The sequence below is a fragment of the Streptomyces sp. NBC_01808 genome, from assembly GCF_035917395.1.
GTDB lineage: Bacteria > Actinomycetota > Actinomycetes > Streptomycetales > Streptomycetaceae > Streptomyces.
Window position 1 is genome coordinate 1,054,850 of sequence record NZ_CP109072.1, and the last position, 25,020, is coordinate 1,079,869.

At 74.6% G+C, this 25,020-nt stretch carries 21 protein-coding genes; 8 read left to right on the forward strand and 13 right to left on the reverse strand.

Annotated features, from left to right (window positions below):
* Positions 1-57: 57 nt before the first annotated feature.
* Complete coding sequence (locus OG946_RS04215; protein ID WP_326794816.1) at positions 58-858, reverse strand: FadR/GntR family transcriptional regulator; 801 nt, start codon at positions 856-858, stop codon at positions 58-60.
* A gap of 64 nt (positions 859-922) precedes the next feature.
* A complete protein-coding gene (locus OG946_RS04220) occupies positions 923-1,714 on the reverse strand; it encodes an SDR family NAD(P)-dependent oxidoreductase (RefSeq protein ID WP_326794817.1) in 792 nt (263 codons plus the stop codon).
* 100 nt (positions 1,715-1,814) lie between these two features.
* Here OG946_RS04220 and OG946_RS04225 point away from each other — a divergent pair, with 100 nt between their 5' ends.
* From OG946_RS04225 to dgoD, 5 genes are read left to right on the forward strand one after another with little or no spacing between them, the layout of a single operon-like run.
* The gene (locus OG946_RS04225) at positions 1,815-3,809 is read left to right on the forward strand and encodes a beta-galactosidase (RefSeq protein WP_326794818.1); all 1,995 of its coding nucleotides are present in this window, start codon (positions 1,815-1,817) and stop codon (positions 3,807-3,809) included.
* 24 nt (positions 3,810-3,833) lie between these two features.
* Positions 3,834-5,156: an ABC transporter substrate-binding protein gene (locus tag OG946_RS04230; protein WP_326794819.1), complete on the forward strand. Its 1,323-nt coding sequence runs from the start codon at positions 3,834-3,836 to the stop codon at positions 5,154-5,156.
* Positions 5,153-6,103, forward strand: a complete 951-nt coding sequence (locus OG946_RS04235) for a carbohydrate ABC transporter permease (protein WP_326794820.1) — start codon at positions 5,153-5,155, stop codon at positions 6,101-6,103. The genes OG946_RS04230 and OG946_RS04235 overlap by 4 nt, the downstream gene beginning before the upstream one ends.
* On the forward strand, positions 6,100-7,020 hold the full coding sequence (locus OG946_RS04240) for a carbohydrate ABC transporter permease (RefSeq protein WP_326794821.1): 921 nt from the start codon (positions 6,100-6,102) through the stop codon (positions 7,018-7,020). Before OG946_RS04235 ends, OG946_RS04240 begins: the two co-directional genes overlap by 4 nt.
* A 4-nt stretch (positions 7,021-7,024) precedes the next feature.
* A complete protein-coding gene (gene dgoD / locus OG946_RS04245) occupies positions 7,025-8,173 on the forward strand; it encodes a galactonate dehydratase (RefSeq protein WP_326794822.1) in 1,149 nt (382 codons plus the stop codon).
* Between the two features lie 32 nt (positions 8,174-8,205).
* Here the strand turns inward: dgoD and OG946_RS04250 are convergent, their stop codons facing one another.
* The gene (locus OG946_RS04250; protein ID WP_326794823.1) at positions 8,206-9,504 is read right to left on the reverse strand and encodes an MFS transporter; all 1,299 of its coding nucleotides are present in this window, start codon (positions 9,502-9,504) and stop codon (positions 8,206-8,208) included.
* A 146-nt stretch (positions 9,505-9,650) separates the two neighbouring features.
* On the opposite strand from OG946_RS04250, the gene OG946_RS04255 reads away from it, so the two are divergent.
* Positions 9,651-10,835 carry an acyltransferase family protein gene (locus tag OG946_RS04255; RefSeq protein WP_326794824.1) on the forward strand — a complete coding sequence of 395 codons (1,185 nt, stop codon included), beginning with the start codon at positions 9,651-9,653 and terminating at the stop codon, positions 10,833-10,835.
* The gene (locus OG946_RS04260; RefSeq protein ID WP_326794825.1) at positions 10,813-13,125 is read left to right on the forward strand and encodes an ATP-binding protein; all 2,313 of its coding nucleotides are present in this window, start codon (positions 10,813-10,815) and stop codon (positions 13,123-13,125) included. Before OG946_RS04255 ends, OG946_RS04260 begins: the two co-directional genes overlap by 23 nt.
* 76 nt (positions 13,126-13,201) lie before the next feature.
* Here the strand turns inward: OG946_RS04260 and OG946_RS04265 are convergent, their stop codons facing one another.
* The 4 genes from OG946_RS04265 to fmt all read right to left on the reverse strand — a co-directional run bounded on the left by OG946_RS04265 (position 13,202) and on the right by fmt (position 17,607).
* Positions 13,202-14,191 carry a sugar-binding transcriptional regulator gene (locus OG946_RS04265; protein ID WP_326800141.1) on the reverse strand — a complete coding sequence of 330 codons (990 nt, stop codon included), beginning with the start codon at positions 14,189-14,191 and terminating at the stop codon, positions 13,202-13,204.
* A 167-nt stretch (positions 14,192-14,358) separates the two neighbouring features.
* Positions 14,359-15,048, reverse strand: coding sequence for a ribulose-phosphate 3-epimerase (rpe, locus tag OG946_RS04270; protein ID WP_326794826.1), 690 nt, complete (start codon positions 15,046-15,048; stop codon positions 14,359-14,361).
* Between the two features lie 144 nt (positions 15,049-15,192).
* Complete coding sequence (locus OG946_RS04275; protein ID WP_326794827.1) at positions 15,193-16,611, reverse strand: RsmB/NOP family class I SAM-dependent RNA methyltransferase; 1,419 nt, start codon at positions 16,609-16,611, stop codon at positions 15,193-15,195.
* Between the two features lie 42 nt (positions 16,612-16,653).
* Complete coding sequence (gene fmt / locus OG946_RS04280) at positions 16,654-17,607, reverse strand: methionyl-tRNA formyltransferase (RefSeq protein WP_326794828.1); 954 nt, start codon at positions 17,605-17,607, stop codon at positions 16,654-16,656.
* A 313-nt stretch (positions 17,608-17,920) separates the two neighbouring features.
* On the opposite strand from fmt, the gene OG946_RS04285 reads away from it, so the two are divergent.
* Positions 17,921-18,430 carry a hypothetical protein gene (locus OG946_RS04285; protein ID WP_326794829.1) on the forward strand — a complete coding sequence of 170 codons (510 nt, stop codon included), beginning with the start codon at positions 17,921-17,923 and terminating at the stop codon, positions 18,428-18,430.
* A gap of 72 nt (positions 18,431-18,502) precedes the next feature.
* Here the strand turns inward: OG946_RS04285 and OG946_RS04290 are convergent, their stop codons facing one another.
* From OG946_RS04290 to OG946_RS04315, 6 genes are all read right to left on the reverse strand, one after another.
* Positions 18,503-20,641 carry a primosomal protein N' gene (locus OG946_RS04290; RefSeq protein WP_326794830.1) on the reverse strand — a complete coding sequence of 713 codons (2,139 nt, stop codon included), beginning with the start codon at positions 20,639-20,641 and terminating at the stop codon, positions 18,503-18,505.
* A 195-nt stretch (positions 20,642-20,836) separates the two neighbouring features.
* Positions 20,837-22,048, reverse strand: a complete 1,212-nt coding sequence (metK, locus tag OG946_RS04295) for a methionine adenosyltransferase (protein ID WP_018836703.1) — start codon at positions 22,046-22,048, stop codon at positions 20,837-20,839.
* Positions 22,049-22,265: 217 nt separating this feature from the next.
* On the reverse strand, positions 22,266-23,495 hold the full coding sequence (gene coaBC, locus OG946_RS04300) for a bifunctional phosphopantothenoylcysteine decarboxylase/phosphopantothenate--cysteine ligase CoaBC (RefSeq protein ID WP_326794831.1): 1,230 nt from the start codon (positions 23,493-23,495) through the stop codon (positions 22,266-22,268).
* A gap of 90 nt (positions 23,496-23,585) precedes the next feature.
* Entirely contained in the window at positions 23,586-23,858 is a 273-nt protein-coding gene (gene rpoZ, locus OG946_RS04305; RefSeq protein WP_018836705.1) for a DNA-directed RNA polymerase subunit omega, read from the reverse strand.
* A 31-nt stretch (positions 23,859-23,889) separates the two neighbouring features.
* Positions 23,890-24,483: a guanylate kinase gene (gene gmk, locus OG946_RS04310; protein ID WP_326794832.1), complete on the reverse strand. Its 594-nt coding sequence runs from the start codon at positions 24,481-24,483 to the stop codon at positions 23,890-23,892.
* A gap of 38 nt (positions 24,484-24,521) precedes the next feature.
* The gene (locus OG946_RS04315) at positions 24,522-24,845 is read right to left on the reverse strand and encodes an integration host factor (RefSeq protein ID WP_018836707.1); all 324 of its coding nucleotides are present in this window, start codon (positions 24,843-24,845) and stop codon (positions 24,522-24,524) included.
* Positions 24,846-25,020: the final 175 nt, after the last annotated feature.

Consider the following 25,020-nt stretch of genomic DNA (forward strand, 5'->3'; position numbering starts at 1 on the left):
CTTTTTCGCCCCGTCGCGCGGATCCGTCCGCGCGGCGGGGCGCGTTCGTCGTACGGGCTACGCCCCGGCCGCCCGTTCCGCCGCGGACTCACCGGCGGACCCATCGGCGGACCCATCGGCGGACTCACCGGCGGACAACTCGGCCAGATCCCGGGCCGCCTGGGCGAGGAGCCGGTGCATCGCCGCCTCCGCGGCGTCCGGGTCCTGCGCCCGAATCGCCGCCAGCACGGCGCGGTGGCCCGGCACGGGGTCCTGCGGGTGGTGTCCGGGGCCGTGCACCAGGCGGTCGCGCGCGGCCAGGCCGCTGGCGAGGACCTGATCCATGCGCTCCAGCAGCTCGTTGTGCGAGGCTGCCAGCAGGGCGCGGTGGAACGCGAGGTCCGCGGCGACGGCCTCGGCCGCGCCGTCCCGCGCCCCGGCCATCGCCGTGAGCGCCGCCTCCAGCGCCGCCAGGTCCGCGTCGGTGCGCCGCACCGCGGCCAGCCGGACCGCCGCGGGCTCGACGATGCCGCGCACCTCGTCCAGGTCGCGCAGCAGCGGGGAGGCGGCCCGCGCGGCGGCGCCCTCGCCCTGCTGCCGGCCCGCGGTCTCGAAGCGCCAGCGCAGCACGTCGGCGTCGAGGAGGTGCCAGTCGGCGCGCGGCCGGACGAACGTGCCGCGCTTCTGCCGGGCGTCGACCATGCCCTTGGCCGCCAGCACCTTCAGCGACTCGCGCAGCGCGGTGAGGCTGACCCCCAGCTCGGCCTGGAGGGCGGCGAGGTCGAGCGTGGCGCCCTCGGCGATCTCACCGCCGAGTACCCGGTGCGCGAGGGTCTCCACCGTCTGCCCGTGCACCCCGCGGCGCGCGTAACCCGCCATGGCCGCTCGCTCCTCCCTCACGTCACCGCTCCCGGTGCTCCCGCCACCCCCGCGGCGCCCCCGCTCAGGCCGATGACTTTACGACGCTCCAGCCGCCGTCCACGACCAGGCTCGTGCCGGTCACGTAGGACGCCTCGGGCGCGGCGAGGAAGGCGACGGCGGCGGCCACCTCCTCCGGCGCGCCCAGCCGCCCCGCGGCGGTCTGCCCGGCGCTGGCCCTGCGGTCCTCCTCGGGGACACGGTCCCAGAGCCGGGTGAGCACCGGTCCCGGCAGCACGGTGTTCACCCGCACCGACGGGCCGTACTCGACGGCCAGTTGGCCGGCCAGCGACAGCAGCCCGCCCTTGGCGGCGGCGTACGCGGGGTGTCCCGGGATGCCGTGCCTGGCGTGCACGGACGAGACCAGCACCGCGGCGCCCGGGGCGCCCTGCTGCGCGCGCAGCCCGGGCAGGCAGGCGCGGAAGCCGAGGAACGCGGCCGTCAGCCCGACGTCGACCTGGCGCCGCCAGGAGGCGGGCGACGTCTCGTGCGCGGGGGCGACGTCGACGGCGACGGCGTTGGAGACGAGGACGCCGACGGGCCCGAAGTCCCCTGCCGCGGACAGGATCCGGGCCCAGCCGTCCTCCTCGGCCACGTCCGCGACGGCCGCCGCCGCCGTGCCGCCCGCGGCGCGGATCTCCTCGGCCGTGGCCTCCGCCCGGTCGCCGTCGATGTCGGCGACGACGACCGCGGCGCCCTCGGCGGCGAGCCGGCGGGCGATGGCCGCGCCGATGCCGGCGGCGGCCCCGGTGACGACGGCGGTGCGGCCGTCGAAGCGTGCGGTGTACGGGAGTTGCGTGGCTCCGGCTGCTGTCACGAGTTCGCGCTCCGGGTGTTGACGGATCTGCCGCGGCACTTCTACGTTTCCCCAAGGTTAATTCGTAATTTAAGAATTGAGCAAGAGGGGCGGAGACAGCGTGGGACGCATCCACTTCGGCGGCGACTACAACCCCGAGCACTGGCCGGAGGAGGTCAGGGCCGAGGACATCCGGCTGATGAAGGAGGCCGGGGTCTCCATGGTCACGGCCGGGATCTTCTCCTGGGCGCTGGTCGAACCGCGGCCCGGCGCGTACGACTTCGACTGGTTCGGCCGGGTGCTGGACGACCTGCACGGCGCCGGCATCCGCGTCTGCCTGGCGACGATGACCGCCTCCCCGCCGCCGTGGCTGTCCGAGCGGCATCCCGAGGTGCTGCCGCAGGACGCCGACGGCGTCCGCAGGTGGCCCGGCTCGCGCCAGCACTTCTGCCCCTCCAGCCCGGTCTACCGCGAGCACGCGGTGCGCCTGGTCACCGAGCTGGCCACCCGCTACGGCACCCACCCCGCCCTGGAGAGCTGGCACATCGGCAACGAGTACGGCTGCTCCAACCCCCGCTGCTACTGCGACGTCTCCGCCGCCGACTTCCGCCGCTGGCTGCGCGAGCGCTACGGCACCGTCGAGGCGCTGAACACCGCCTGGGCCACCACCTTCTGGTCGCAGCGCTACGACACCTTCGAGCAGGTGCTCCCGCCGCGCACCACCCCCACGCACCCCAACCCGGCACAGGTGCTGGACTACGCGCGCTTCTGCGACGACGCGCTGCTGCAGTGCTACCTCGCCGAGAAGGAGGCGCTGCGCCGGATCACCCCCGGCGTGCCCGTCACCACCAACCACCTGCCGCTGCACAAGGCCGTCGACGCGTTCGCCTGGGCGGCGCACGAGGACGTCCAGGCCCTGGACTACTACCAGGACCCGTACGACCCGGAGACCCACATCGGGGCGGGCCTGGCTTTCGACGTGACCCGCTCGGCGGGCGGCGGCCGCCCGTGGATGCTGATGGAGCAGGCGCCCAGCGCCGTCAACTGGCGGGCGCGCAACAGCCCCAAGCCGTTCGGCTCGATGCGGCTGTGGAGCTGGCAGGCCGTCGCGCAGGGCGCGGACGCGGTGCTGTACTTCCAGTGGCGGGCGACCCCCGGCGGCGCCGAGAAGTTCCACTCGGCGATGGTGCCGCACGCCGGCACCGGCACCCGGATCTTCCGCGAGGTGCGCGCGCTGGGCCGGGAGCTGGCCGCCGTGCCGCAGCTCGCGGGGGCGCGCTCGCGCCCGGAGGTGGCGCTGCTCGCGGACTGGCACAGTTGGTGGGCGCTGGAGCAGGGCTCGCACCCCTCCGCGGACCTGGACTTCACCGAGACGCTGCGCCGGCACTACCGGCCGTTCTTCGACGCGGGCGTGGAGTGCGACGTGGTGCCGCCGGACCGCGACCTGTCCGCGTACCGGCTGGTGGTGGTGCCGAACCTGTACCTGATGAGCGCGGAGACGGGCGCCCGGCTGACGGAGTTCGTACGCGCCGGGGGCCACCTGCTCGTCTCGTACTTCACCGGCATCTCCGACGACTGCGACCGCGTCCACCTCGGCGGCTACCCGGCGCCGCTGCGCGAGGTGCTGGGGCTGCGCGTCGAGGAGTTCTGGCCGCTGGCCGAGGGGCAGCACCTGCCGCTGACCGGGACGCTGGCCGGCAGCGGCGACCTGTGGTCCGAGGCGATCGACCTCGAAGGCGCGGAGGCGGTGGCGGCCTTCGGCGCGGGCGAGCTGGCCGGGCGGCCCGCGGTCACCAGGCACGCGTACGGGGACGGAGTCGCCTGGTACGCGGGCACCCGGCTGCCGGTGGCGGCGATGCGCACCCTGGTGGACCGGGTGCGCGCCGGTGCGGGGGTGGCGCCGGTGCTGCCGGGGCTGCCGGCGGGCGTCCAGGCCACCGTGCGGGAGGGCGCGGAGGGACGCTTCCTCTTCCTGCTCAACCACGGTGCCGGTACCGCGACCGTCACCCTGCCCGAGCCGATGCCCGCGGTCGCCGGCGACGGCGCGGACCCCGCGGCGGGCCCGGTCGCCTCCGTCGACCTGCCCGCCCGCGGCGTCGTCGTCCTGCAGTCCTGAGGAGCACTCTGACAAGGAGGTCGGATGCCCACCCGAAGGAAGATCCTGGCGTGGGGCGCGGCGGCGGCCGCCGCGCCCGCACTGGCCGGCTGCGGCGAGGAGGTCGGCGCGGCCCGTACGACCACGGCGGCCAGGCGCAGGCCGGGGCAGAAGGTCACGCTGACCTTCTGGACCTGGGTGCCCCTGCAGAAGGCCGTGGCCCTGTGGAACGAGCAGAACCCGGACGTGCGGGTCGACGTGCAGATGGTGCCCGCCAACACCTCGGGCGGCTACCAGAAGATGCACTCCTCCCTCACCGCGGGCGACCCGCCCGACCTGGCGCAGGTGGAGTACTACGCGCTGCCCGAGTTCATGCTCGTGAACGGCCTCACGGACCTGAGCGAGTACGGTGCCGACGAGCTGAAGGACTCCTACGTCGACTGGCAGTGGCAGCAGGGGGTGTTCGCCGGGAAGACCTACGCGATCCCCCAGGCGTCAGGACCGATGGGCCTGTTCTACCGCAAGGACCTCTTCGACAAGTGGGACATCGAGGTCCCGGCGACGTGGGACGAGTACCGGGCCGCCGCGGTGGAGATCAAGAAGCGCGGCTCCCTCATCACCGCCTTCCCGCCCGCCAACGCGCAGTGGTTCGCCGCCTTCCCCTGGCAGCGCGGCGCCCACTGGGTGACCACCGAGGGCGACACCTGGGTGGTCGACCTCGCGGGCCCGGAGTCGCTTCAGATCGCCGGCTTCTGGGACGGGATGCTCTCCGACGGGCTCGTGGCGCCCGTCCAGGACGCGCAGTCCGCGTTCTACAAGGGCCTGCAGACGGGCCAACTCGTCACCTGGCCGGGCGCGCAGTGGTACGACGCCCTGATCCGCGGCAACGCGCCGCGCACCGAGGGCCGGTGGCGGGTCGCCGAACTGCCGCAGTGGGAGCGCGGCGGGCACGCCTCGTCCAACTGGGGCGGTTCGTCCACCGCGATCCTCCAGGGCAGCCGGCACCCGGTGGAGGCGCTGGAGTTCGCGCACTGGCTCAACACCGACCCCGCGGCGATCGACCTGCTGATCGCCGCCGGCTACGGCTGGCCCGCGGCGAAGATCGAGCTGGCGGACTCCGCGCTCGGCAAGCCCGACCCGTTCTTCGGCGGCCAGCGCTACAACGAGGTCTTCCAGCTCGCCGACCGCAACGTCGACACCTCCTGGCGGTTCGCGCCGACGACGACACAGTCGTACGCGCACATCCAGGACGCCTTCGGCCGCGTCCTGGCCGGCCACGGCTCGCTCGCGGACGCCCTCAAGGACGCCGAGGGCATGTTCGTGGACGACCTGAAGGCCAAGGGGCTCAAGGCGAGGAGCGCGCGATGAGCACATCGGTGAAACCCGGCCTGGCGCGCTCCGGCGCGGACGCTCGCGGCCGGCGCCGCGGCCGCCCCGACCGCAAGGCGTGGGCGTTCCTCGGCCCGTTCCTCGCGCTGTACCTGTTCGCGATGGTGCTGCCGGTCCTCTACGCCGTCTACCAGAGCATGCTGAAGGTCGAGCGCAGCGGCCCCATGGGCCTGGGCGAGCCGTCCGTCGGCTTCGCCGGCTTCGAGAACTACTCCCTGGCCCTGCAGCAGGAGACGTTCGTCGACGGCTTCGGCCGGGTGCTGCTCTTCGGCATCGTGCAGGTGCCGGTGATGCTGCTGCTCGCGCTGGTGCTGGCGCTGCTGCTGGACCAGGTCTCCCACCGCTGGGCGGGACTGCTGCGGGCCACGTACTTCCTGCCCTACGGCATCCCCGGCGTGATCGCCACCATCCTGTGGGGCTTCCTGTACGTGCCCGGGGTCAGCCCGATCACCTCCGTGCTCGGCGACCTCGGCTTCCAGCCGGACTTCCTCGGCTACGACAACGTGCTGTGGTCGATCGCCAACATCGTGGTCTGGCAGTTCGCCGGCTACAACATGCTGATCATCATCGCCCAGCTCAAGGCCGTGCCGCAGGAACTGTACGAAGCGGCCAGGATCGACGGCGCGGGGCCGTGGCAGACGGCGCTGCGCATCAAGATCCCACTGGTACGGCCGGCCCTCGTGCTGACCACCGTGTTCTCCATCATCGGCACGATGCAGCTCTTCGCCGAACCGCTGGTGCTGAAGAAGGTCGCCCCGGCCGTCACCACCGACTACACCCCCAACCTCAGCGCGTACTTCGACGCCTTCGCGAACGCCAACCTGTATCTGGCGGCGGCCAAGTCGGTCATCCTCGCCGTCGTCGCCATGGTGCTGTCGTTCGGATTCCTCAGCCTCGTCACCCGCAAGCAAAGGAGCGAGCGGTGAGCGCCACCGGCACCCGGACCACGACCGTCACCGCGGTGGCCGGGTCTCCGCCCGCCGCCCCCGCACCGCGCCCGCGCCGGGCACCGCGCCCCGGCCGCATCGTCCTGGTGGCCGTGCTCACGGCCGCCGCGCTGTACTTCCTGCTGCCGGTCTACTGGCTGGTGGTCGCGGCCACCAAGTCGAACGACAGCCTCTACGGCTCCTTCGGCCTGTGGTTCGACGACCCGCGGCTGTGGGACAACCTCAGCCGGGTCTTCAGCTACGACGGGCACGTCTACCTGCGCTGGATGCTGAACTCCCTGCTGTACGCGGGCGTCGGCGCGGTGCTGGCGACGCTGCTGTCCGCCGCGGCCGGCTTCGCGCTCGCCAAGTACCGCTTCGCGGGCCGGGAGGCGGTGTTCAAGTTCGTCCTCGCCGGTGTGCTGCTGCCCTCGACGGCGCTGGCGCTGCCGCTTTACCTGATGTTCAGCAAGCTGGAGCTGACCAACACCTACTGGGGCGTCCTGATCCCCAGCATCGTCAGCCCGTTCGGGGTCTACCTGTGCCGCATCTACGCGGAGGCGGCGGTGCCCGACACGCTGCTGGAGGCGGCCCGGGTGGACGGCGCGGGCGAAGGGCGGATCTTCTTCTCGCTGGTGCTGCGGATCATGACCCCGGCGCTGGTGACCGTCTTCCTCTTCCAGTTCGTGCACATCTGGAACAACTACTTCCTGCCGTTGGTGATGCTCTCCGACGACCGGAAGTACCCGATCACGCTCGGGCTGGTCACCTGGCAGCAGGCCGCGGACCGGGTGCCGGAACTCACGCAGTACACCATCGGCGGAGCCTTCGTCTCCGTCATCCCCCTGGCCGTCGCGATGCTCGTCCTCCAGCGCTTCTGGCAGACCGGGCTGACCGAGGGCAGCGTCAAGGAGTAGCAAGTTGAAGATCACCCGGGTCGAGACCTTCGCCGTGCCGCCGCGCTGGCTGTTCTGCCGCGTCGAGACCGACGACGGCCTCGTGGGCTGGGGCGAGCCGGTCGTGGAGGGCCGGGCGGCGACCGTCCGCACCGCCGTCCACGAACTCGCCGAGCAGTTCCTCCTCGGCGCCGACCCGCTGCGGATCGAGGACCACTGGCAGCTCATGGCCAAGGGCTCCTTCTACCGCGGCGGTCCGGTGCTCTCCTCCGCTGTCGCGGGTCTCGACCAGGCGCTGTGGGACCTCGCGGGCAAGGCGTTCGGCGCGCCCGTGCACCAGTTGCTCGGCGGCCCGGTGCGCGAACGCGCCCGCGCGTACTGCTGGGTCGGCGGCGACGAGCCCGGCGAGGTCCGCGACCAGGTCGCCGCGCAGGTGGAGGCGGGCTTCACGGCGGTGAAGATGAACGGCTCCGGACGGATGGACCGGCTGCCGAACGTCGCGGAGCTGCGCCGGGTCGCCGCGCGCGCGGAGGCCGCGCGCGACGCGCTCGGCCCGGAGCGGGACTTCGCCGTCGACTTCCACGGCCGGTTCTCCGCGGCCGGCGCGATCAAGGCGATCGGGGTGCTGGAGCCGTACGCGCCGATGTTCGTGGAGGAGCCGGTGCTGCCCGAGCACACGCATCTGCTGGAGCGGGTCACCGGCTCGACGGCGCTGCCGGTGGCGACGGGCGAGCGGCTGTTCTCGCGGACGGAGATGCTGCCGGCGCTGCGGGCGGGCGTCGCGGTGCTCCAGCCGGACCTCTCGCACGCCGGGGGCATCTCGGAGTGCCGGCGGATCGCCTCGCTGGCCGAGACGTTCGACGTGGCGATCGCGCCGCACTGCCCGCTGGGGCCGCTGGCGCTGGCCGCGAGCCTGCAACTCGCGTTCTGCACGCCGAACTTCCTCATCCAGGAGCAGTCGATCGGCATCCACTACAACACCGGCGCGGAACTGCTCGACTACGTCGCAGACCCGGAGGTCTTCCGGTTCCACGACGGGCACCTGCTGCGGCCGGCCGGGCCCGGTCTCGGCGTGGAGATCGACGAGCGGGCGGTACGGGCCGCGGACGGGACGGCGGAGTCCTGGCACAACCCGGTGTGGCGGCACCCGGACGGGTCGTACGCGGAGTGGTGACGCCGCGTGGGTGACGCGGAGTGGGCGGCGGCTCAGCGCCGGGTCGCCGCCACCGCGCCGGCCGTCACCAGCACCGCGACCGCGATGCCGAACGCCGTGGTGCCCGCCGTCAGCCCCACCGCGTCGCTGAGGTACCCGGCGGCGACCGGCAGCACCCCGGCCATCAGGTAACCGCCGCCGGTGAGCGCCGCGTTGGCCTCGGCGAGCCGGGTGGCCGGTATCCGGGCGCTGAGCGTGCTGAGCCCGCCGAGCTGCGCGCTGCCCTGGCCGAGCCCGGCCAGCACCGCGGCGGCCAGCAGCAGTGGCACCGAGGTGGCGGCGGTCGCGAGCACCAGCGCCGCCATGCCGGCGGTGGTCAGTACGGCGCCGAGGATGAAGAGGACGCGTACCCGCAGGGCGCGCACCGCGAACTGCACGCCGGTCGCCGCCGCGAAGAGCAGGAAGATCATGCCTCCGGCGAGCGCGCGGTTGTCGCTGTCCAGCAAGTCGGCCAGCAGAGCAGGACCGAGGGAGAGCACGAAGCCGGTGGCGGTCATGCCCGGGGCGAGGACGGCGAGGCTCAGCAGCAAGGTGCGGCGGTGCGGGCGGGGCACGGACGGGATGCGTACGAGCCGGCGTGCGCGCCGGGGCGCCGTATCCGCCGCGCTCCCGGCTCCGGCTTCGGCCTCCGCCCCCCCGCCCGGCCGCTCGCCACGCCGCTCCCCCGGCCGGGACAGCGGCATCCGCAGCACCACCGCGAGCGCGACGAGCAACAGCCCCGTCTGCACCACGAAGACCAGTCTCGTGGGGTGCGGCAGGGTCTCCGACAGCACCCCGGCGAGCATCGGCCCCAGCGCCGCCCCGCCGACCATCGACGCGGACCCGACCAGCCCGCCGAACTGCTTCTGCCCCGGCGGCGCCAGGTCCGCCACCGCCGCCATCCCCGCGGCCAGCACCGCGCCCACCGCGAACCCGCTGAGCAGCCGCGCCACGCCCAGCACGGCGACCGACTCCGCGGTGGCGAAGAGCACCGCGGCGGTGAGCGACAGCGCCAGCCCCGGCAGCAGCACCGGCCTGCGGCCGTACCGGTCGGCGAGGGTGCCGGCGAACGTCAGGGTGACGAGCAGGCCGGCGATGTAGGCGGCGTAGATCAGCGTGATCGTGGCGGCGGAGAAGCCGAACCGGCCCTGCCACAGCACGTACAGCGGCGCGGGCTCGTTGGACAGGGCGAGCGCGGCGACGACGGGCCAGGCGGCCAGCCACATCCACCGCCGCGAGCCGCCCGGCGGGCCGCCGGGAACGGGTGCGGGGGCGCCGAGGGCGGGGTCCGTGCGGCGGGCGTCGGCCGTCATGCGCGCTCCTCGGCAGGGTCGGCCGACACTGTACGAGATCGTCGGCGCGCCCTGAAGTGCGGGTGGCGGCCGGGGAGTCCGGGAGCGCGCGGCGCCCGGCCGCGGCAGTTTCCCTATTATTCCCATCGGCATGATAGGGAAGAGCGGTGAGCGGCAACGACAGGGACAGCCCCGGCACCCCCCGGGACCCGTACTTCGACAACGCCAAGTTCCTGGCGGTGGTCCTCGTCGCGTGCGGGCACGCCTGGGAGCCGCTGGTCGACGGCAGCCGGGCGGTCGCCGCGGCGTACGAGACCGTCTACGCGTTCCACATGCCCCTGTTCGTACTCGTCTCCGGCTACTTCTCCCGCGGCCAGGACGGCTCGCCCCGCCGGGCCCGGGGCCTGATCACCGGGCTGGTCGTGCCGTACCTGGTCTTCGAAACGGCGTACACCCTCTTCGGCCGCCACGCCGGCGACAACGCGAGCCCCTTCAGCCTGCTCGACCCCTGGGGCGTGACGTGGTTCCTGCTCGCGCTCTTCGTCTGGCGGCTGTCCGTGCCGCTGTGGACCGCGCTGCGCCACCCGCTGCCGGTGGCGCTGGCCGTCGCGGCGCTGGCCACCGCCACCCCCGACATCGGCAACGACCTGGAGCTGCAACGGGTGCTGCAGCTTCTGCCGTTCTTCGTCCTCGGCCTGACCTGCGCACCGGACCGGCTGCGGCTGCTGCGGCGGCGCGAGGCGCGGATCCTGGCCGCCCCGGTGCTCCTCGCCGCACCGGTGGCCGCGTACCTCCTCGGCCCGCACACCGACCGGCGCTGGCTCTACCGCAGCACCGCCGCCCAGGAGATCGGTTACTCCGGGACGACCGGGCTGCTCGCCGCGCCGGTGCTCTTCTGCTGCTCGCTGCTGCTGGCCGCGGCCTTCCTCGCCTGGGTGCCCCAGCGCCGGACGTGGTGGACCGCACTGGGCGCCGGCACGCTCTACGGCTATCTGCTGCACGCCTTCGCCACCCAGGGGGCCCGCTACGGCGGCTGGTACGAGCCGGCGTGGCTCTCGACACCCGCGGGACCCGTGGCCGTCACCCTCGCCGCCGCCGCGGGCATGGCACTGCTGTGCACCCCGCCGGTGCGCCGGGTGCTGCGCTGGGCGGTCGAGCCACGGCTCGCGCCTCTGTTCCCCCCGGCGGGCATGGTGCCCTCTCGCGCCCCCCATTCGGTTGAATCCCTCGGACTCGCTCCGACGCCCGCCCGCGCGCCCCTTACCGTCGTCGGTTGTACGACCGCCGGTCGTACGTCGCCAGCCGGTCACCGACCTCCGGGGGACCACGATGAGGAACCGCAGCGCCGGTGAGCTGCCCGCCGAAGCCACCAGCTTCGTCGGCCGCCGGCAGGAGCTCGCGCTGCTCGACGCCTGTCTGCGGCAGGCCCGTCTGGTCACGCTCACGGGACCCGGCGGGGTCGGCAAGACCCGTACCGCCGTGCGCGGCGCGCACCGGCTGCACTCCCGCTTCCCCGACGGCGTCACCCTCGTCCCGCTGTCCGCCCTCGCCGACCCGCGGCTGCTGCCCAACACCGTCGCCGCCGCGCTGGACCTGCCGGAGCAGACCGCGCTGCCGGCGCAGGACGCGCTCGCCGCGTACCTCAGGGACAAGACGACGCTGCTCATCCTCGACACCTGCGAGCACCTGGTCGACGCCTGCGCCGTGCTCACCGAGGAACTGCTGCGCGCCGCACCGCAGTTGCACGTCGTCGCCACCAGCAGGCAGCCCCTGGACGTGGCGGGCGAGCACATCCTGCCGATCCCGCCGCTGGCCGTCCCGGACACCGGCCCCGCGGACGACGCGCTGCAGTTGTTCACCGACCGGGCCGCCGCCGCCGTGCCCGGCTTCACCGTCGACGACGACAACCGCGCCGACGTCCTCGCCCTCTGCCGCCGCCTCGACGGCATCCCGCTCGCCATCGAACTGGCCGTCAGCCGGCTGCGGGTGCTCTCCCCCGAGGAGATGCTGAACCGGCTCGACCACCGCTTCCAACTGCTCACCGGCGGCCGCCGCACCGCCGTGCCGCGGCACCAGACGCTGCGTACCACCATCGGCTGGAGCTACGAGCTGTCCACCGAGCCGGAGCGGCTGCTGTGGTCCCGGCTCGCGGTGTGCGCCGGGGAGTTCAGCCTCGACGTCGCCGAGGCGGTCGGCGCGGAGGGGGCGCTGCCCGTCGAGGGGGTGCTCGACGCGCTGATCGGGCTGGTGGAGAAGTCCGTGGTGCTGCGGGTGGAGTCCGAGCACGGCACCCGCTACCGGATGCTCGACACCATCAGGGAGTTCGGCCTGGAACAGCTCGGCCCCGACGCGGAGGCGGAGCGCACCCGGCGCCGGCACCGCGACCACTTCCTGCGCCGGGCCCGGTTCTTCGACGCCGAGTGGACCGGCGACCGGCAGGCGGTGCTGCTGCGGCAGATGGTGCGCGACCAGGCGGACGTACGGGTCGCGCTGGAGTTCTGCGTCACCGACCCGGACGACGCCTCCGCGGGCCTGCGGATGGCCACCATGCTGTGGGGCTACTGGCACTGCACCGGGCTGCTCACCGAGGGCCGCTACTGGCTGCGCCGCGCCCTCGGCCGCTGCCCGGAGGACCGCCAGGAGCGGGTCAAGGCCCTCTGGCTGACCTGCTGGTTCATGGACATGCAGGGCGAGCGCGGCGACACCTTCGCGCTGCTGGACGAGGCCGAGGCCGTCGCGCTGCGCATCGACGACCGTACGGGCCTCGCCTGGACCCGTACCTTCCGCCAGCACTCCCGCTACTTCCACGGCCGGGCCGACGGCGTCGCCGAGGGCTTCGAGGCCGCCCGGCGGGAGCTGGCGGAGCAGGGTGACGAGACCGGGCTGCTGATGAGCGGCTTCATCGCGGGCTTCTTCCACGTCCTCAACGGCGGTACGGGCGAGGGCATCGCGCTCAGCGAGGACTCCCTCCGGCGCAACGCGGCCACCCCCGCCGAGCTGTGGTCGCGCGGCTGGGCGCTGTGGGTCAAGAGCATCGGCCTGTGGCTCAAGGGCGAGCACCTGGAGAGCATCGAGTGCGCCCGGCAGGGCATCCGCGCCAAGGCGGTGCTGCACGACCTGATGGGCGTCGCGCACTTCCTGGAGGGCTTCGCCTGGCGGGCGGCGGAGCTGCGGCACTTCGAGCGGGTGGCCGTGCTGCAGGGCGCGGCGGACGCGCTGTGGCGCCGGGCGGTGAAGGAGGCCAGGTTCGGCATCCCCGTCCTGCACGACCTGCACGGCGGCGCGGCGGACGCGGCCCGCGAGGCGCTGGGCAGCGACGGCTACGACACCGCGTTCCGCGAAGGCGGCCGGCTGCCCACCAACGCCGCGGTGGCGCTGGCGCTCGCCGACGAGGCGGTGCCCCCCGCGCCGGCGGTCCCGGCGCAGCCGCCGGGCGCGGGCGACGGGCTCACGCCGCGGCAGCGGCAGGTGGCGGGGCTGGTGGCCAGAGGGCTGACGAACCGGGAGATCGCCGAGAAGCTGGTGATCTCCAAGCGCACGGTGGACGCGCACGTGGAGCACATCCTGGCGAAGTTCGGCTTCACCTCGCGCTCGCAGATCCCCGGGGTGCTCTCCGGCCCGCTGCACGCGCCCGCGGACTGAGCCCCGCGGCCCGGTTCGTACGGGGAGGGGGTGCCGGACGTACGGAACGTCCCCTACGGCGCGGGGCCCTGTGGCGCTACAACTCGTCCGGGTCTGCGCGGTCCAGCGCGGGGCGCGGGCCCGGCGCCACCTCGTCCAGCAGGTAGTCCGCGGCCACGGTGTCCGTGACCAGGCTGGTCACCAGCCCCGAGCGCAGCACCGCCACGATTGCCTCGCGCTTGCGCGCACCGCCCGCGATGGCGACCACCTCGGGGATCCGGCGCAGCCGGTCCGCCTCGACGGTGATGCACCGCTCCCCCAGGTCGCGGCCGATGCGCCGGCCCTCGGCGTCGAAGAGGTGCGCCGACATCTCAGCGGCGGCGCCCAGCGAGGCGTAGTGCGCGCGCTCCTCCTCGGAGAGCATGTCGTGCATGGCGGAGATGCCCTCCTCCCAGGAGCCGATGGAGACGGCGGCGACGGTCACCTTGTCGAAGTACTCGAAGGCGCGGGCCACCCCGGTCTGGCTGCGCAGCGCGGTGGCGGTGGCGGCGTCGGGCAGCAGCATCGGCGCGTAGATCGGGTGGGCCTCGCCGCCGGCGACCTCCGCGGCGCGGCGCACGGCCTCCACGGAGCCGCGCTCCGCGGTGCCCGCGTCGTAGACGCCGGTGAGCTGGACGACGGTGCACGGGGGCAGCCGGTGCAGCGCCTGCGCCATGTTGATCGTGGACCGGCCCCAGGCCAGGCCAAGCACGTCACCCTCGGTGACCAGCTCCGCGAGCAGGTCGGCGGCGACGCTGCCGAGGTTCTCCGGGTCACGGGTGTCGGGCACGGCGTCGGCCGGCGCCTCCACGACGACGGCGTGCCTGAGGCCGAAGCGGGCGCGCAGGGCGTCGGAGCGCTCGGCGTCGAGCTCGGCGGGGACGCGGATCTCGATCCGTACGAGGTCGCGCTCGAGCGCGGTCTCCAGCACCCGGGCGACCTTGAAGCGGCTGACGCCGAACTCGTCGGCGATCTGGATCTTGGACTTGCCCTCCAGGTAGAAGCGGCGGGCCATCGCCGCCGCCTGTACCAGCTCCGCGGGTCCCATCCGCGCAGCCGTCCGGCCCGTCGACACGAGATCTCCTTTGCTCTCCCCGGCGGAGCTGCTCGAAGGCGCTGCTCCGTCTTCAATACTTTCACGATCCGGGCCCGGAGGCGTCGGCTCCGAGAGGCCGCGGGCCGCGGGCGCGGGGCTGTGCCGGTGGTACGCGGACGCTAGTGGCAGCCCGTCGCCCAGGGTGCCCCCTCGCTGGCCGCCGCCGCCTGGGCGCGCAGCGCCCGCACCGCGGCGGCCGGGTCCTCGGCCCCGTACACCGCGGAACCGGCGACGAACACGTCCGCGCCCGCCTCCGCGCAGCGCTCGATGGTCTCCGCGGAGACCCCGCCGTCGACCTGCAGCCACATCTCCAGGCCGTGCTTGGCGATCAGCTCCCGGGTGCGGCGCACCTTGGGCAGCATGATGTCCAGGAACGCCTGGCCGCCGAAGCCCGGCTCGACGGTCATGACCAGCAGCATGTCCAGCTCGGGCAGCAGGTCCTCGTACGGCTCGATGGGGGTGGCGGGCTTGAGCGCCATCGAGGCCCGCGCCCCGTTGGCGCGCAGCTCGCGCGCCAGGCGCACCGGCGCCGCGGCCGCCTCGGCGTGGAAGGTCACGGAGCCGGCGCCCGCGTCCACGAACGCGGGGGCCCAGCGGTCCGGCTCGTCGATCATCAGGTGGCAGTCCAGCGGGGTGTCGGTGGCCCGGCGCAGCGACTCGACCACCGGGACGCCGAGCGTCAGGTTGGGCACGAAGTGGTTGTCCATGACGTCGACGTGAAGCCAGTCGGCGCCCGACACCGCGTCCGCCTCCTCGGCGAGGCGGGCGAAGTCGGCGGACAGGATGCTGGGGTTGATCTGGACTGCCATGCCCCCCAGCCTGCCATGCCCGCGCCGGAGCAGAGGCCGCGGTACCCGTGCTGCCACTCCCTGTTCACCGCACGCGGGCCGGAATGTCGGGTTCGGCGCCGGTCCCTCCGCCCGGGGGCCGAGGGCCGAGCGCGGGCAGGGGCCTCAGCCGGTGCGGCGCAGCAGCGCGAGGTACATCGCGTCGGTGCCGTGGCGGTGCGGCCAGAGCTGGATGTCGGGTCCTTCGCCGAGCTCCGGCACGCCGGGCAGCAGCGGGCGGGCGTCGACCAGCTCGGCGGCGGGGGCGCCGGCCGCCTTCAGCACGTCGTCGACGACGGCGCGGGTCTCGGCGGGGTGCGGGGAGCAGGTGACGTAGCCGACGACGCCCCCGGTGCGTACCGCCCGCAGCGCGTCCTCCAGCAGCGCCCGCTGGAGCGGCGCGAAGCCTTCCAGGTCCTCGGGGCGGCGGCGCCAGCGGGCCTCGGGGCGGCGGCGCAGGGCGCCCAGGCCCGTACAGGGGACGTCCACGAGGACGCGGTCGAAGCCGCCGGGGCGCCAGGCCGGGCGGGTGCCGTCGGCGACGACGACCTGGTACGGGCCCGGGTTGCCGGCCAGCGCGCGGGCGACCAGCCGGGCCCGGTGCGGCTGCTTCTCGGCCGCCACCAGCGCCGCGCCGCGCTCCGCGGCCAGCGCCCCGAGCAGCGCCGCCTTGCCGCCGGGGCCGGCGCAGCCGTCGAGCCAGCGGGTGTCGGGGCCCTCCAGCGGGGCGTTCGCGAGCGCCAGCGCGACGAGCTGGCTCCCCTCGTCCTGCACGCCCGCCCGGCCGTCGCGCACCTCGTCAAGCGCGCCCGGGTCGCCGCCCTCGGCCAGCCGCACCGCGTACGGGGACCAGCGCCCCGGCAGCGTGTCCGGACCGCTCAGCTCCGTCGGTGTGACCCGGCCGGGGCGGGCGACGAGGGTGACCTCGGGACGCTCGTTGTCGGCGGCCAGCAGCTCCTCCATCCCGGCCCGGCCGCCGCCGAGCGCGTCCCAGAGCGCGGAGACGATCCAGCGGGGGTGGGAGTGGACGACGGCGAGGTGCTCCTCGGGGTCGTCGGCGTAGGGGGGCGCCACCTCGGCCAGCCAGGCGTCCAGGTCGCGGGCGGCGATCTTGCGCAGCACGGCGTTGACGAACCGCGCCCGCCCGTCGCCCAGGACGACGCGCGCCAGCTCCACCGTCGCCGAGACGGCGGCGTGCGGCGGGATGCGGGTACCGAGGAGCTGGTGGGCGCCGAGGCTGAGGACGTCGAGCACCTCGGGGTCGACCTCGCGCAGCGGGCGGTCGATGCAGGCGGCGATGATCCGGTCGTACGTGCCCTGGCGGCGCAGGGTGCCGTAGACCAGCTCGGTCGCCAGCGCCGCGTCCCTGGCGTCGAAGCCGTCGCGCTGCCGGGCCTGCCTGAGCATGGGCGGCAGCACGAGGTTGGCGTAGGCGTCGCGCTCGTCGACCGCGCGGAGCGCGTCGTAGGCGAGGATCCGTACGGGATCCTTCTGCGGCCTGCGGTAGGGCTTGGCGGGCCGGCGACGGCGCGGCTGGTCGCTCACGTGAAATGTGCTCCGGGGCTGGCAGTTGCGTACACCGGAAGCCTACGCCCCGGCCGGCTCCGGCCCGTCGCCGAGGCGTTCGCCCGAGGCGATGCGCACCCCGCGCGCCCAGTCCGCCGCCGCCATCGGCCGCTTGCCCTGGGCCTGCACCCACTGCAGCTCCACGGCGTACGAACCGGTGCCGACGTGCACCGCGGACTTCTCCACGGCCAGTTCGCCGGGCGCCAGGTCCGTGCGCTCCGGGCGAGGGGTGACCGAGCGGACCTTCAGCCGCTCGCCGCGGAACGTCGTCCAGGCCCCGGGCGCGGGGGCGCAGCCGCGGACCACGCGGTCGACGCGCAGCGCGGGGGCGGCGAAGTCCAGCCGCGCGTCCGCCACCTGGATCTTCGGCGCCGACGTCACGCCCTCGGCGGGCTGCGGCACGGCCTTGAGGCTGCCGTCCTCGATCCCGTCCATGGTGGCGGCGAGCAGCCCCGAGCCGGCCATGGCCAACCGGGTCAGCAGGTCGCCGCTGGTGTCGGTGGGCCGCACCTGCTCGGTGACGACCCCGAACACCGGCCCGGAGTCGAGCCCTTCCTCGATCCGGAACGTGGTCGCGCCGGTCACCTCGTCGCCGGCGAGGATCGCGTGCTGCACGGGCGCGGCGCCGCGCCAGGCGGGGAGCAGCGAGAAGTGCAGGTTGACCCAGCCGTGCACGGGGATGTCGAGCGCGGGCTTGGGCAGCAGGGCGCCGTACGCGACGACGGGGCAGCAGTCGGGGCCGATGGCGCGCAGCCGGTCGAGGAACTCCGGCTCCTTGGGCCGCCCGGGCTTCAGCACCTCGATGCCGGCCTCCTCGGCGCGCTGCGCGACGGGGCTCGCCACGAGCCGCCGGCCCCGCCCGGCCGGCGCGTCGGGCCGGGTGACGACGGCGACGACCTCGTGCCGGTCCGACGCGAGCAGGGCGTCGAGGGCGGGTACGGCGACTTCCGGCGTACCGGCGAAAACGAGCCTCATGGGCGGTGCGGGTCCTCTCGGCGGCGCTGGTGGCGCGGGCGTGGGCGTACGGGACGGGCGGTCGTGGCGGCGAGGGGGGCGGGCCAAGTCTAGGACCCGCGCAGGCGGGGCCGGGGGCGGGCGCGGGCGGAACGCCGTGGTCCGGATACGCCAGGGGCGTGCGATCGGCCGCACGCTCCCGGGCACGGAGCGCGCGCCCCCGACCCGTGACCGCCGAGTAAGTGTCGCGTTGCTCAGTCAGGAAAGTGAAAAACGACCGAAACGGGCCGCTCCGCGGCCCGATCCGAACGACGCCGGTTCGAGAGGCTTCTCCATGGCCGACCACGCAAGCCACGACGCCCAGGCGCGGGCGAGCCTGCAGCTCCTGGTGCGGGACATCGAAAGGGTGCGCAGGCAGGTCGACGCGCTGCGCACCCTCACCGCCCAGCTTGGCAACGTCTACCGCCCCCGGCGGACGGGCCCGTCCGCGGGCTTCGTCGTGTACGGGCGGGCCCCGGCGCCCACGGTGCGGCTCGCCCAGGAGCTGCGGGACAGTGTCGAGACGCTGGTGACCGCGGCCGTCGACTTCGACCGCTCGCTCGGCTTCTCCTGGGACGCGGTGGGCTCGGCGCTGGGCGTCACCAAGCAGGCGGTCCACCGCCGCTACGGCACCCGCCGCGCCCAGCAACCCCGCGAGGCCGGCTCCGCCGAGGCCGCGGGCTCCCCCGCCGGCGAGTCCCGGCTGCCGTCGGGAACGCTCCCGGTCGTCCCGGCCGCCCGCCCGGCCCCTGGCACGGCCGCCCCGGCCCAGCAGACGGACGCGGTCGCGATCACGCAGTCCTGACAGCGGCCGCCCGGGGCCCGGGATCCGTCCGCGCAAGCCCGTCCCCTGCCGTCCTGCGCCCCGCCCCGGCGCTCAGCCGATGTCCGGGGGGTCGATGCGGATGCGCAGGGGTGGGCCCGTGCGGCGGGCCATGCGGGACGCCTGCGCCGCCTTCAGGGCCGCCGCCAGGGCGGCTCCGTGACCCGGCGGAACCCGTAGCAGCACCCGCTCCCACGACTCCCCCGGCGCCGGGCCGCCCCCCGCGGCACCCCGCCCGCCCGGCGACTCCGGCACCGGCACCGGCACCGGGCCCAGCACCTCCGTCGACGGCGGCAGCCCTGCGTCGCCGACGAACGCCGTGACCGCCTCCCCCGGTCCCCAGACCGCCGCCATCCGGGACACCGGCGGGAAGCCCAGCTCCGCGCGCTCCGCCAGCTCCGTGCCGGCGAAGCCCGCCGGGTCCCAGCGCACCAGGGCCTGCACCGGACGCTGCGCCGGGTCCGCGACGACCGCCGCCACCCCGCCCGCCGCCGAGCCGCGGACCAGCGCCGCGGCGGTCAGCCAGCGCCGCAGCGCCTCCTCCCCCGCCCGCAGGTCCGGGCGGTTCAGCAGCGCCCAGCCGTCGAGCAGCAGCGCCGCCGCGTACCCGCCCTCCGCGACGGGCTCCGCGCCCGGCGTGCTGACGACCAGCGCCGGGGCGTCCGGCACCCGCGCCAGCACATGGTCGCGCCCCGACGTGCGCACCGGCACCGACGGGAACGCCCGCCCCAGCTCCTCCGCCGTCCGCCGGGCGCCGACGACCTGCGCGCGCAGCCGCGTACCGCCGCACTCGGGGCAGCGCCAGGCGTGCTCCCGCGTCGCGCACCAGCCGCACACCAGCGCCTCCCGGCGGCCCTCGCCGACCAGCGGCCCGGCGCAGCGGGCGCAGCGCGCGGGCGCGCGGCAGCGGGCGCAGGCCAGCCGGGGCGCGTACCCGCGGCGGGGCACCTGCACCAGCACGGGACCGGCCCGCAGCCCCTCCCGCGCGACCTGCCACGCGAGCGTCGGCAGCCGGGCGGCGCGGGCCGCCGCGTCGCGGGCCTGCTCGCTGTCGCCGACCGTGCGGACGAGCGGCGCGGCGGCCCGTACCGTCTCGCGGGGGGCGGCGACGGGCTGGGCCCAGCCGCTCTCCACGTAGCGGGCGGCCTCGACGCTGCACGCGTGGCCGCCGACGAGGAGCCCGGTGTGCTCGCGGGCAGCGCGCAGGGCCAGGATCTCCCGGGCGTGCGGCTGCGGGGCGCGGTCGTCGGCGTGAGAGGTGTCGGCGTCGTCCCAGATGGCGGCGAGCCCGAGGTCCCGTACGGGCGCGAAGGCGGCGGCCCGGGTGCCGACGACGCCGCGGACGGCGCCGCGGCTGACCGCGAGCCAGCGGCGGTAGCGGGCCTCGGGCCCGGCGTCGGCGGTGAGCAGCACGTGCCGGCCGCGGCCGACGAGGGCGGTCAGCGCCTCGTCGACGCGGGCGGCGGCACGGCCGTCGGGCAGCACGGCGAGGGCGCCGCGGCCGGCGGCGAGGGCGGCGGCCAGCGCGCGGGCCAGCTCGTCGGGCCAGTCGGGCCCCGGCAGCGCCGTCCACACCGCCCGCGGGGCGCCGCCGCCGGCCAGCGCGGTGAGCAGCCCGGGCCCGTTGGCGTAGCGCGCCCAGCTCCCGGCCTCGGGCGCGGAGGGTGGCGGGAGCGGTTCCGGCGAGGGCTTCTTCTCGGCGCGGGCCATCCGCGGCGGCAGCGCGAGCTGGACGACGTCGGCGAGGGCGCCGGCGTACCGGTCGGCGACGGCCTGGCACAGGTCCAGGAGCTGGGCCCCCAGGACGGGCTCGGGCGAGAGGACCTGGGCGAGGGGCGCGAGCGTGCCGGGGAAGTCGCTGTCGGCACGGCGCTCGACCACGTACCCGTTGATCAGCCCGCCGCCCTCCCGGCGCCCCTCGCGCTCGCCGGCGCCGAAGCGGACGCGCACGCGCACGCCGGGGCGCGCCTCGGCGTCCATCGCGGCGGGCACGGCGTAGTCGAAGAGGCGGTCGAGGTGGAGCAGGCCCTTGTCGACCAGGACGCGGGCGACGGGCAACTCCTCGGCCAGCGCGGCGCCGCGCCAGGTGCGCGGGCGGGCGCGGGGGCCCTTGGCCTTGCGCACGGTCTCCCGGATGAGGGCGAGCTGCTCCGCTCCCTCGGGTGCCGCCTCCCGGCCGTCGTCGCTGCTCACCCCTCCGTCCTACCAGACGCTGCGGACACCGCGCCGGACGCCCGGGGGCCCCGGACCGCGGTCCGGGGCCCCGGGAATGTCCGGCGGATCACCTACGGGCCCTCGGCGCGCGGCACGGGACCTCGGTGCGTCGTCGCGCCGTCCGCACCCGACCCGGTGTGCGGACGGCGATCCGCGGGGAAGCGGGGTGGCCGCTCAGATGCCGGCGGCCTTGCGCAGCGCGTCGACGCGGTCGGTCCGCTCCCAGGTGAAGTCGGCCAGCGGGCGGCCGAAGTGGCCGTACGCGGCGGTCTGGGAGTAGATCGGGCGCAGCAGGTCCAGGTCGCGGATGAGCGCCGCCGGGCGGAGGTCGAAGACCTCGGAGATGGCGTTCTCGATCTTCTCGACGTCGACCGTCGCGGTGCCGAAGGTCTCGACGAAGAGCCCGACCGGCTCGGCCTTGCCGATCGCGTACGCCACCTGCACCTCGCAGCGCGAGGCCAGGCCGGCGGCCACGACGTTCTTGGCGACCCAGCGCATGGCGTACGCGGCGGAGCGGTCGACCTTGGAGGGGTCCTTGCCGGAGAAGGCGCCGCCGCCGTGCCGGGCCATGCCGCCGTAGGTGTCGATGATGATCTTGCGCCCGGTGAGCCCGGCGTCGCCCATCGGGCCGCCGATCTCGAACCGGCCGGTGGGGTTGACCAGCAGGCGGTAGCCCTCGGTGTCCAGCTTGATGCCGTCGTCGAGGAGCGCCTTCAGCTCCGGCTCCACGACGAACTCGCGGATGTCGGGCGTCAGCAGCGAGTCCAGGTCGATGTCGGAGGCGTGCTGCGAGGAGACGACGACGGTGTCGAGCCGGGCCGCCTTGTCGCCGTTGTACTCGATGGTGACCTGCGTCTTGCCGTCGGGGCGCAGGTAGGGGATGGTCCCGTTCTTGCGGACCTCGCTGAGCCGGGCGGAGAGCCGGTGCGCCAGGTGGATGGGCAGCGGCATCAGCTCGGGCGTCTCGTCGCAGGCGTAGCCGAACATCAGGCCCTGGTCGCCGGCGCCCTGGAGGTCGAGGTCGTCGCCGCCGGATCCCTCGACCCGGCTCTCGTACGCGGTGTCCACGCCCTGGGCGATGTCCGGCGACTGGGCGCCGATGGACACGGAGACGCCGCAGGAGGCGCCGTCGAAGCCCTTCTTCGACGAGTCGTACCCGATCTCCAGGATCTTGTTCCGTACGAGGGTCGCGATGTCCGCGTAACCGGAGGTGGTCACCTCGCCGGCCACGTGCACCTGGCCGGTGGTGATCAGCGTCTCGACCGCGACGCGGGAGTGCGGGTCGTCCTTGAGAAGGGCGTCGAGGATGGCGTCGCTGATCTGGTCAGCGATCTTGTCGGGGTGGCCCTCGGTAACGGACTCCGAGGTGAAAAGACGGCGGGACACATCGCTCCCCATGGTTGCAGCGGCTGCTGGCTGATCGGTTGCGGACCCGGGCCGGGCGCTTCCGGGACGGGCCCGCGGGCCATTTTATCCGGGAGTCTCGCTCAAGGGACAACCCGTCTCGGTCCCTGGATGCCCGTTGACCTGGGGAACAGCAGGTTCCCGCAGGAGTTCCCCCGGAAAGCAGCAATAATCTGCCGGAGTGTCGGCAGCGGACGGCTCAGCCGAACCGTTCCGCCACGAGGTCCCACACCACGTCGGCCAGCGCTTCCTTGGGCCCGAACGGCACGGGCACCTCGTGCCCGTCGGCGGTGAGCACCACGGCCTCGTTGCCGTCGGAGCCGAACGCCTTGGTCTCCCCCACCTCGTTGACGACGAGCAGGTCGCAGCCCTTGCGGGCGAGCTTGGCGCGGCCGTTGGCGAGCACGTCGTCGGTCTCGGCGGCGAAGCCGGCGACGACCTGCCCGGGGCGCGGCCGGGCGGCGGAGATCCCGGCGAGGATGTCGGGGTTGCGGGTGAGCGTGATCGGGTCCGGCTCGCGGTCGTCCTTCTTCTTGATCTTGCCGCTGGCGTACGTCACCGGGCGGAAGTCGGCGACGGCCGCGGCCATGACGACGGCGTCGGCGTCGGCCGCGGCCTTCACCACGGCCTCCTGGAGCTCCACGGCGGTGCCCACGCGCACGATGTCGGCGCCCGCGGGATCGGGCAGCGCGGTGTTCGCGGCCAGCAGCGTGACCCGGGCGCCGCGGGCCACGGCGGTACGGGCCAGGGCGTACCCCTGGAGGCCGGACGAGCGGTTGCCCAGGAAGCGCACGGGGTCCAGCGGCTCGCGGGTGCCGCCCGCGCTGACGACGACGTGCCGGCCGGCGAGGTCGGGGGCCAGTCCCCCGGCGCCGCGGGCGAGCGCGCGGCGGCAGACCTCGAAGATCTCCGCCGGCTCCGGCAGCCGGCCCTTGCCGGTGTCGGTGCCGGTGAGCCGGCCGACGGCGGGCTCGATGACGACGGCGCCGCGGGCCCGCAGCGTGGCCACGTTGGCCTGGGTCGCGGGGTGCTCCCACATCTCGGTGTGCATGGCGGGCGCGAAGACGACCGGGCAGGAGGCGGTGAGCAGGGTGTTCGTCAGGAGGTCGTCGGCCAGGCCGTGGGCCGCCCTGGCGAGCACGTCGGCCGTGGCGGGGGCGACGACCACGAGGTCGGCCCGCCGGCCGATCCGCACGTGCGGGACCTCGTGCACGTCCGCCCAGGTCTCGGTGGCGGCGGGGCGTCCGGAGAGCGCCGCCCAGGTGGCCTCGCCGACGAAGTGCAGCGCGGCGGCCGTGGGCACGGCCCGTACCGCGTGGCCCGACTCGGTGAAGAGCCGCAGCAGCTCACACGCCTTGTACGCCGCGATGCCGCCGCTGACGCCCAGCACCACCTCGGCCGGTGCCGCTTCCTCCGCCGCTTCCGCCATGCTCCGCTCCCCACCGCTCGTCGTCTCCACCCCCCATGACACACCACGGGCCCGGCAGCCGCGCTGCCGGGCCCGGTGGATGAGGGATGCCTACTGCGCGGGACCCTCGGTGGCCTCGGAGGTCAGCAGACCCGCGTTGATCTCGCGGAGCGCGATGGACAGCGGCTTCTCGTGCACGTGGGTGTCCACCAGCGGGCCGACGTACTCCAGCAGGCCCTCGCCGAGCTGGGAGTAGTACGCATTGATCTGCCGCGCGCGCTTCGCCGCGTAGATCACGAGGCTGTACTTGGAGTCGGTCGCCTCAAGCAGCTCGTCGATCGGCGGGTTGATGATGCCCTCGGGCGCGGTGATGGGAGAGGACAACCTATCCAGCCTTCCAGTGGAACTTCACGAATCAAACCTGCATCAAGGCTAGCAGCTCGGCGGAGACATCCTCGACGGAGGTGTTGACAAGGGTCGCGTCGAACTCCTCCTCGGCCGCCAGCTCGGTCCGCGCCGCGGCCAGCCGGCGCTCGATGACCTCCGGCGGCTCCGTGCCGCGCCCGGTGAGCCGGCGGACCAGCTCGTCCCAGCTCGGCGGGGCGAGGAAGACCAGCATCGCGTCGGGCATGCTCTCCCGGACCAGCCGCGCCCCCTGGAGGTCGATCTCCAGCAGCACGGGCTCGCCGGCGTCCAGCCGCTCCAGCACGGGCCCGCGCGGGGTGCCGTACCGGTTACCGGAGAACTCCGCCCACTCCAGCAGCTCGCCGTTGGCGACGAGCTTGTCGAACTCGTCGTCGCTGACGAAGAAGTACTGGACGCCGTGCCGCTCGCCGGGGCGCGGCCTGCGGGTCGTCGCGGAGACCGAGAGCCACACCTCGGGATGGACCTTGCGCAGATGCGCGACGACCGTGCTCTTGCCGACCCCCGAGGGGCCGGAGAGCACGGTCAGCCGCAGACGATCTGCCGGCGGGACGGGGGCCGCCCCCCGGGAGAAGGCTGTACTCATGCAGCGATTATCCCGGTTTCCGGGAGTGCCTCGGAACGTCAGGAACCGGTGCTGCCGAACTCGCGCTCCAGCGAGGCGATCTGGTTGGAGCCCAGACCGCGCACCCGACGGCTCTCTGAGATGCCGAGACGCTCCATGATCTGCTTGGCGCGCACCTTGCCCACGCCGGGCATGGACTCAAGCAGGGCGGAGACCTTCATCTTGCCGATGACGTCGTTCTCCTGGCCCTGCTTGATGACGTCGTGCAGGGAAGCGCCGGAGTGCTTCAGCCGATTCTTGACCTCGGCGCGCTCCCGGCGAGCCGCTGCGGCCTTCTCGAGCGCGGCTGCGCGCTGTTCAGGGGTAAGGGGCGGAAGAGCCACGCCTACGTCACCTCGGATGTCGAACTAATCGGATATGGAACGGTGTGGAACCTAGTGGCCCCGCACCTGCGGAGCAACGAGCAACGCGCTGGCGCCCGCGCTCTGATGACGGAGACTAGCGGCCGAGAACGCGCCAGTCAGCGAGAACAGACGAAAAGTCCTGGTCAGACTCAAG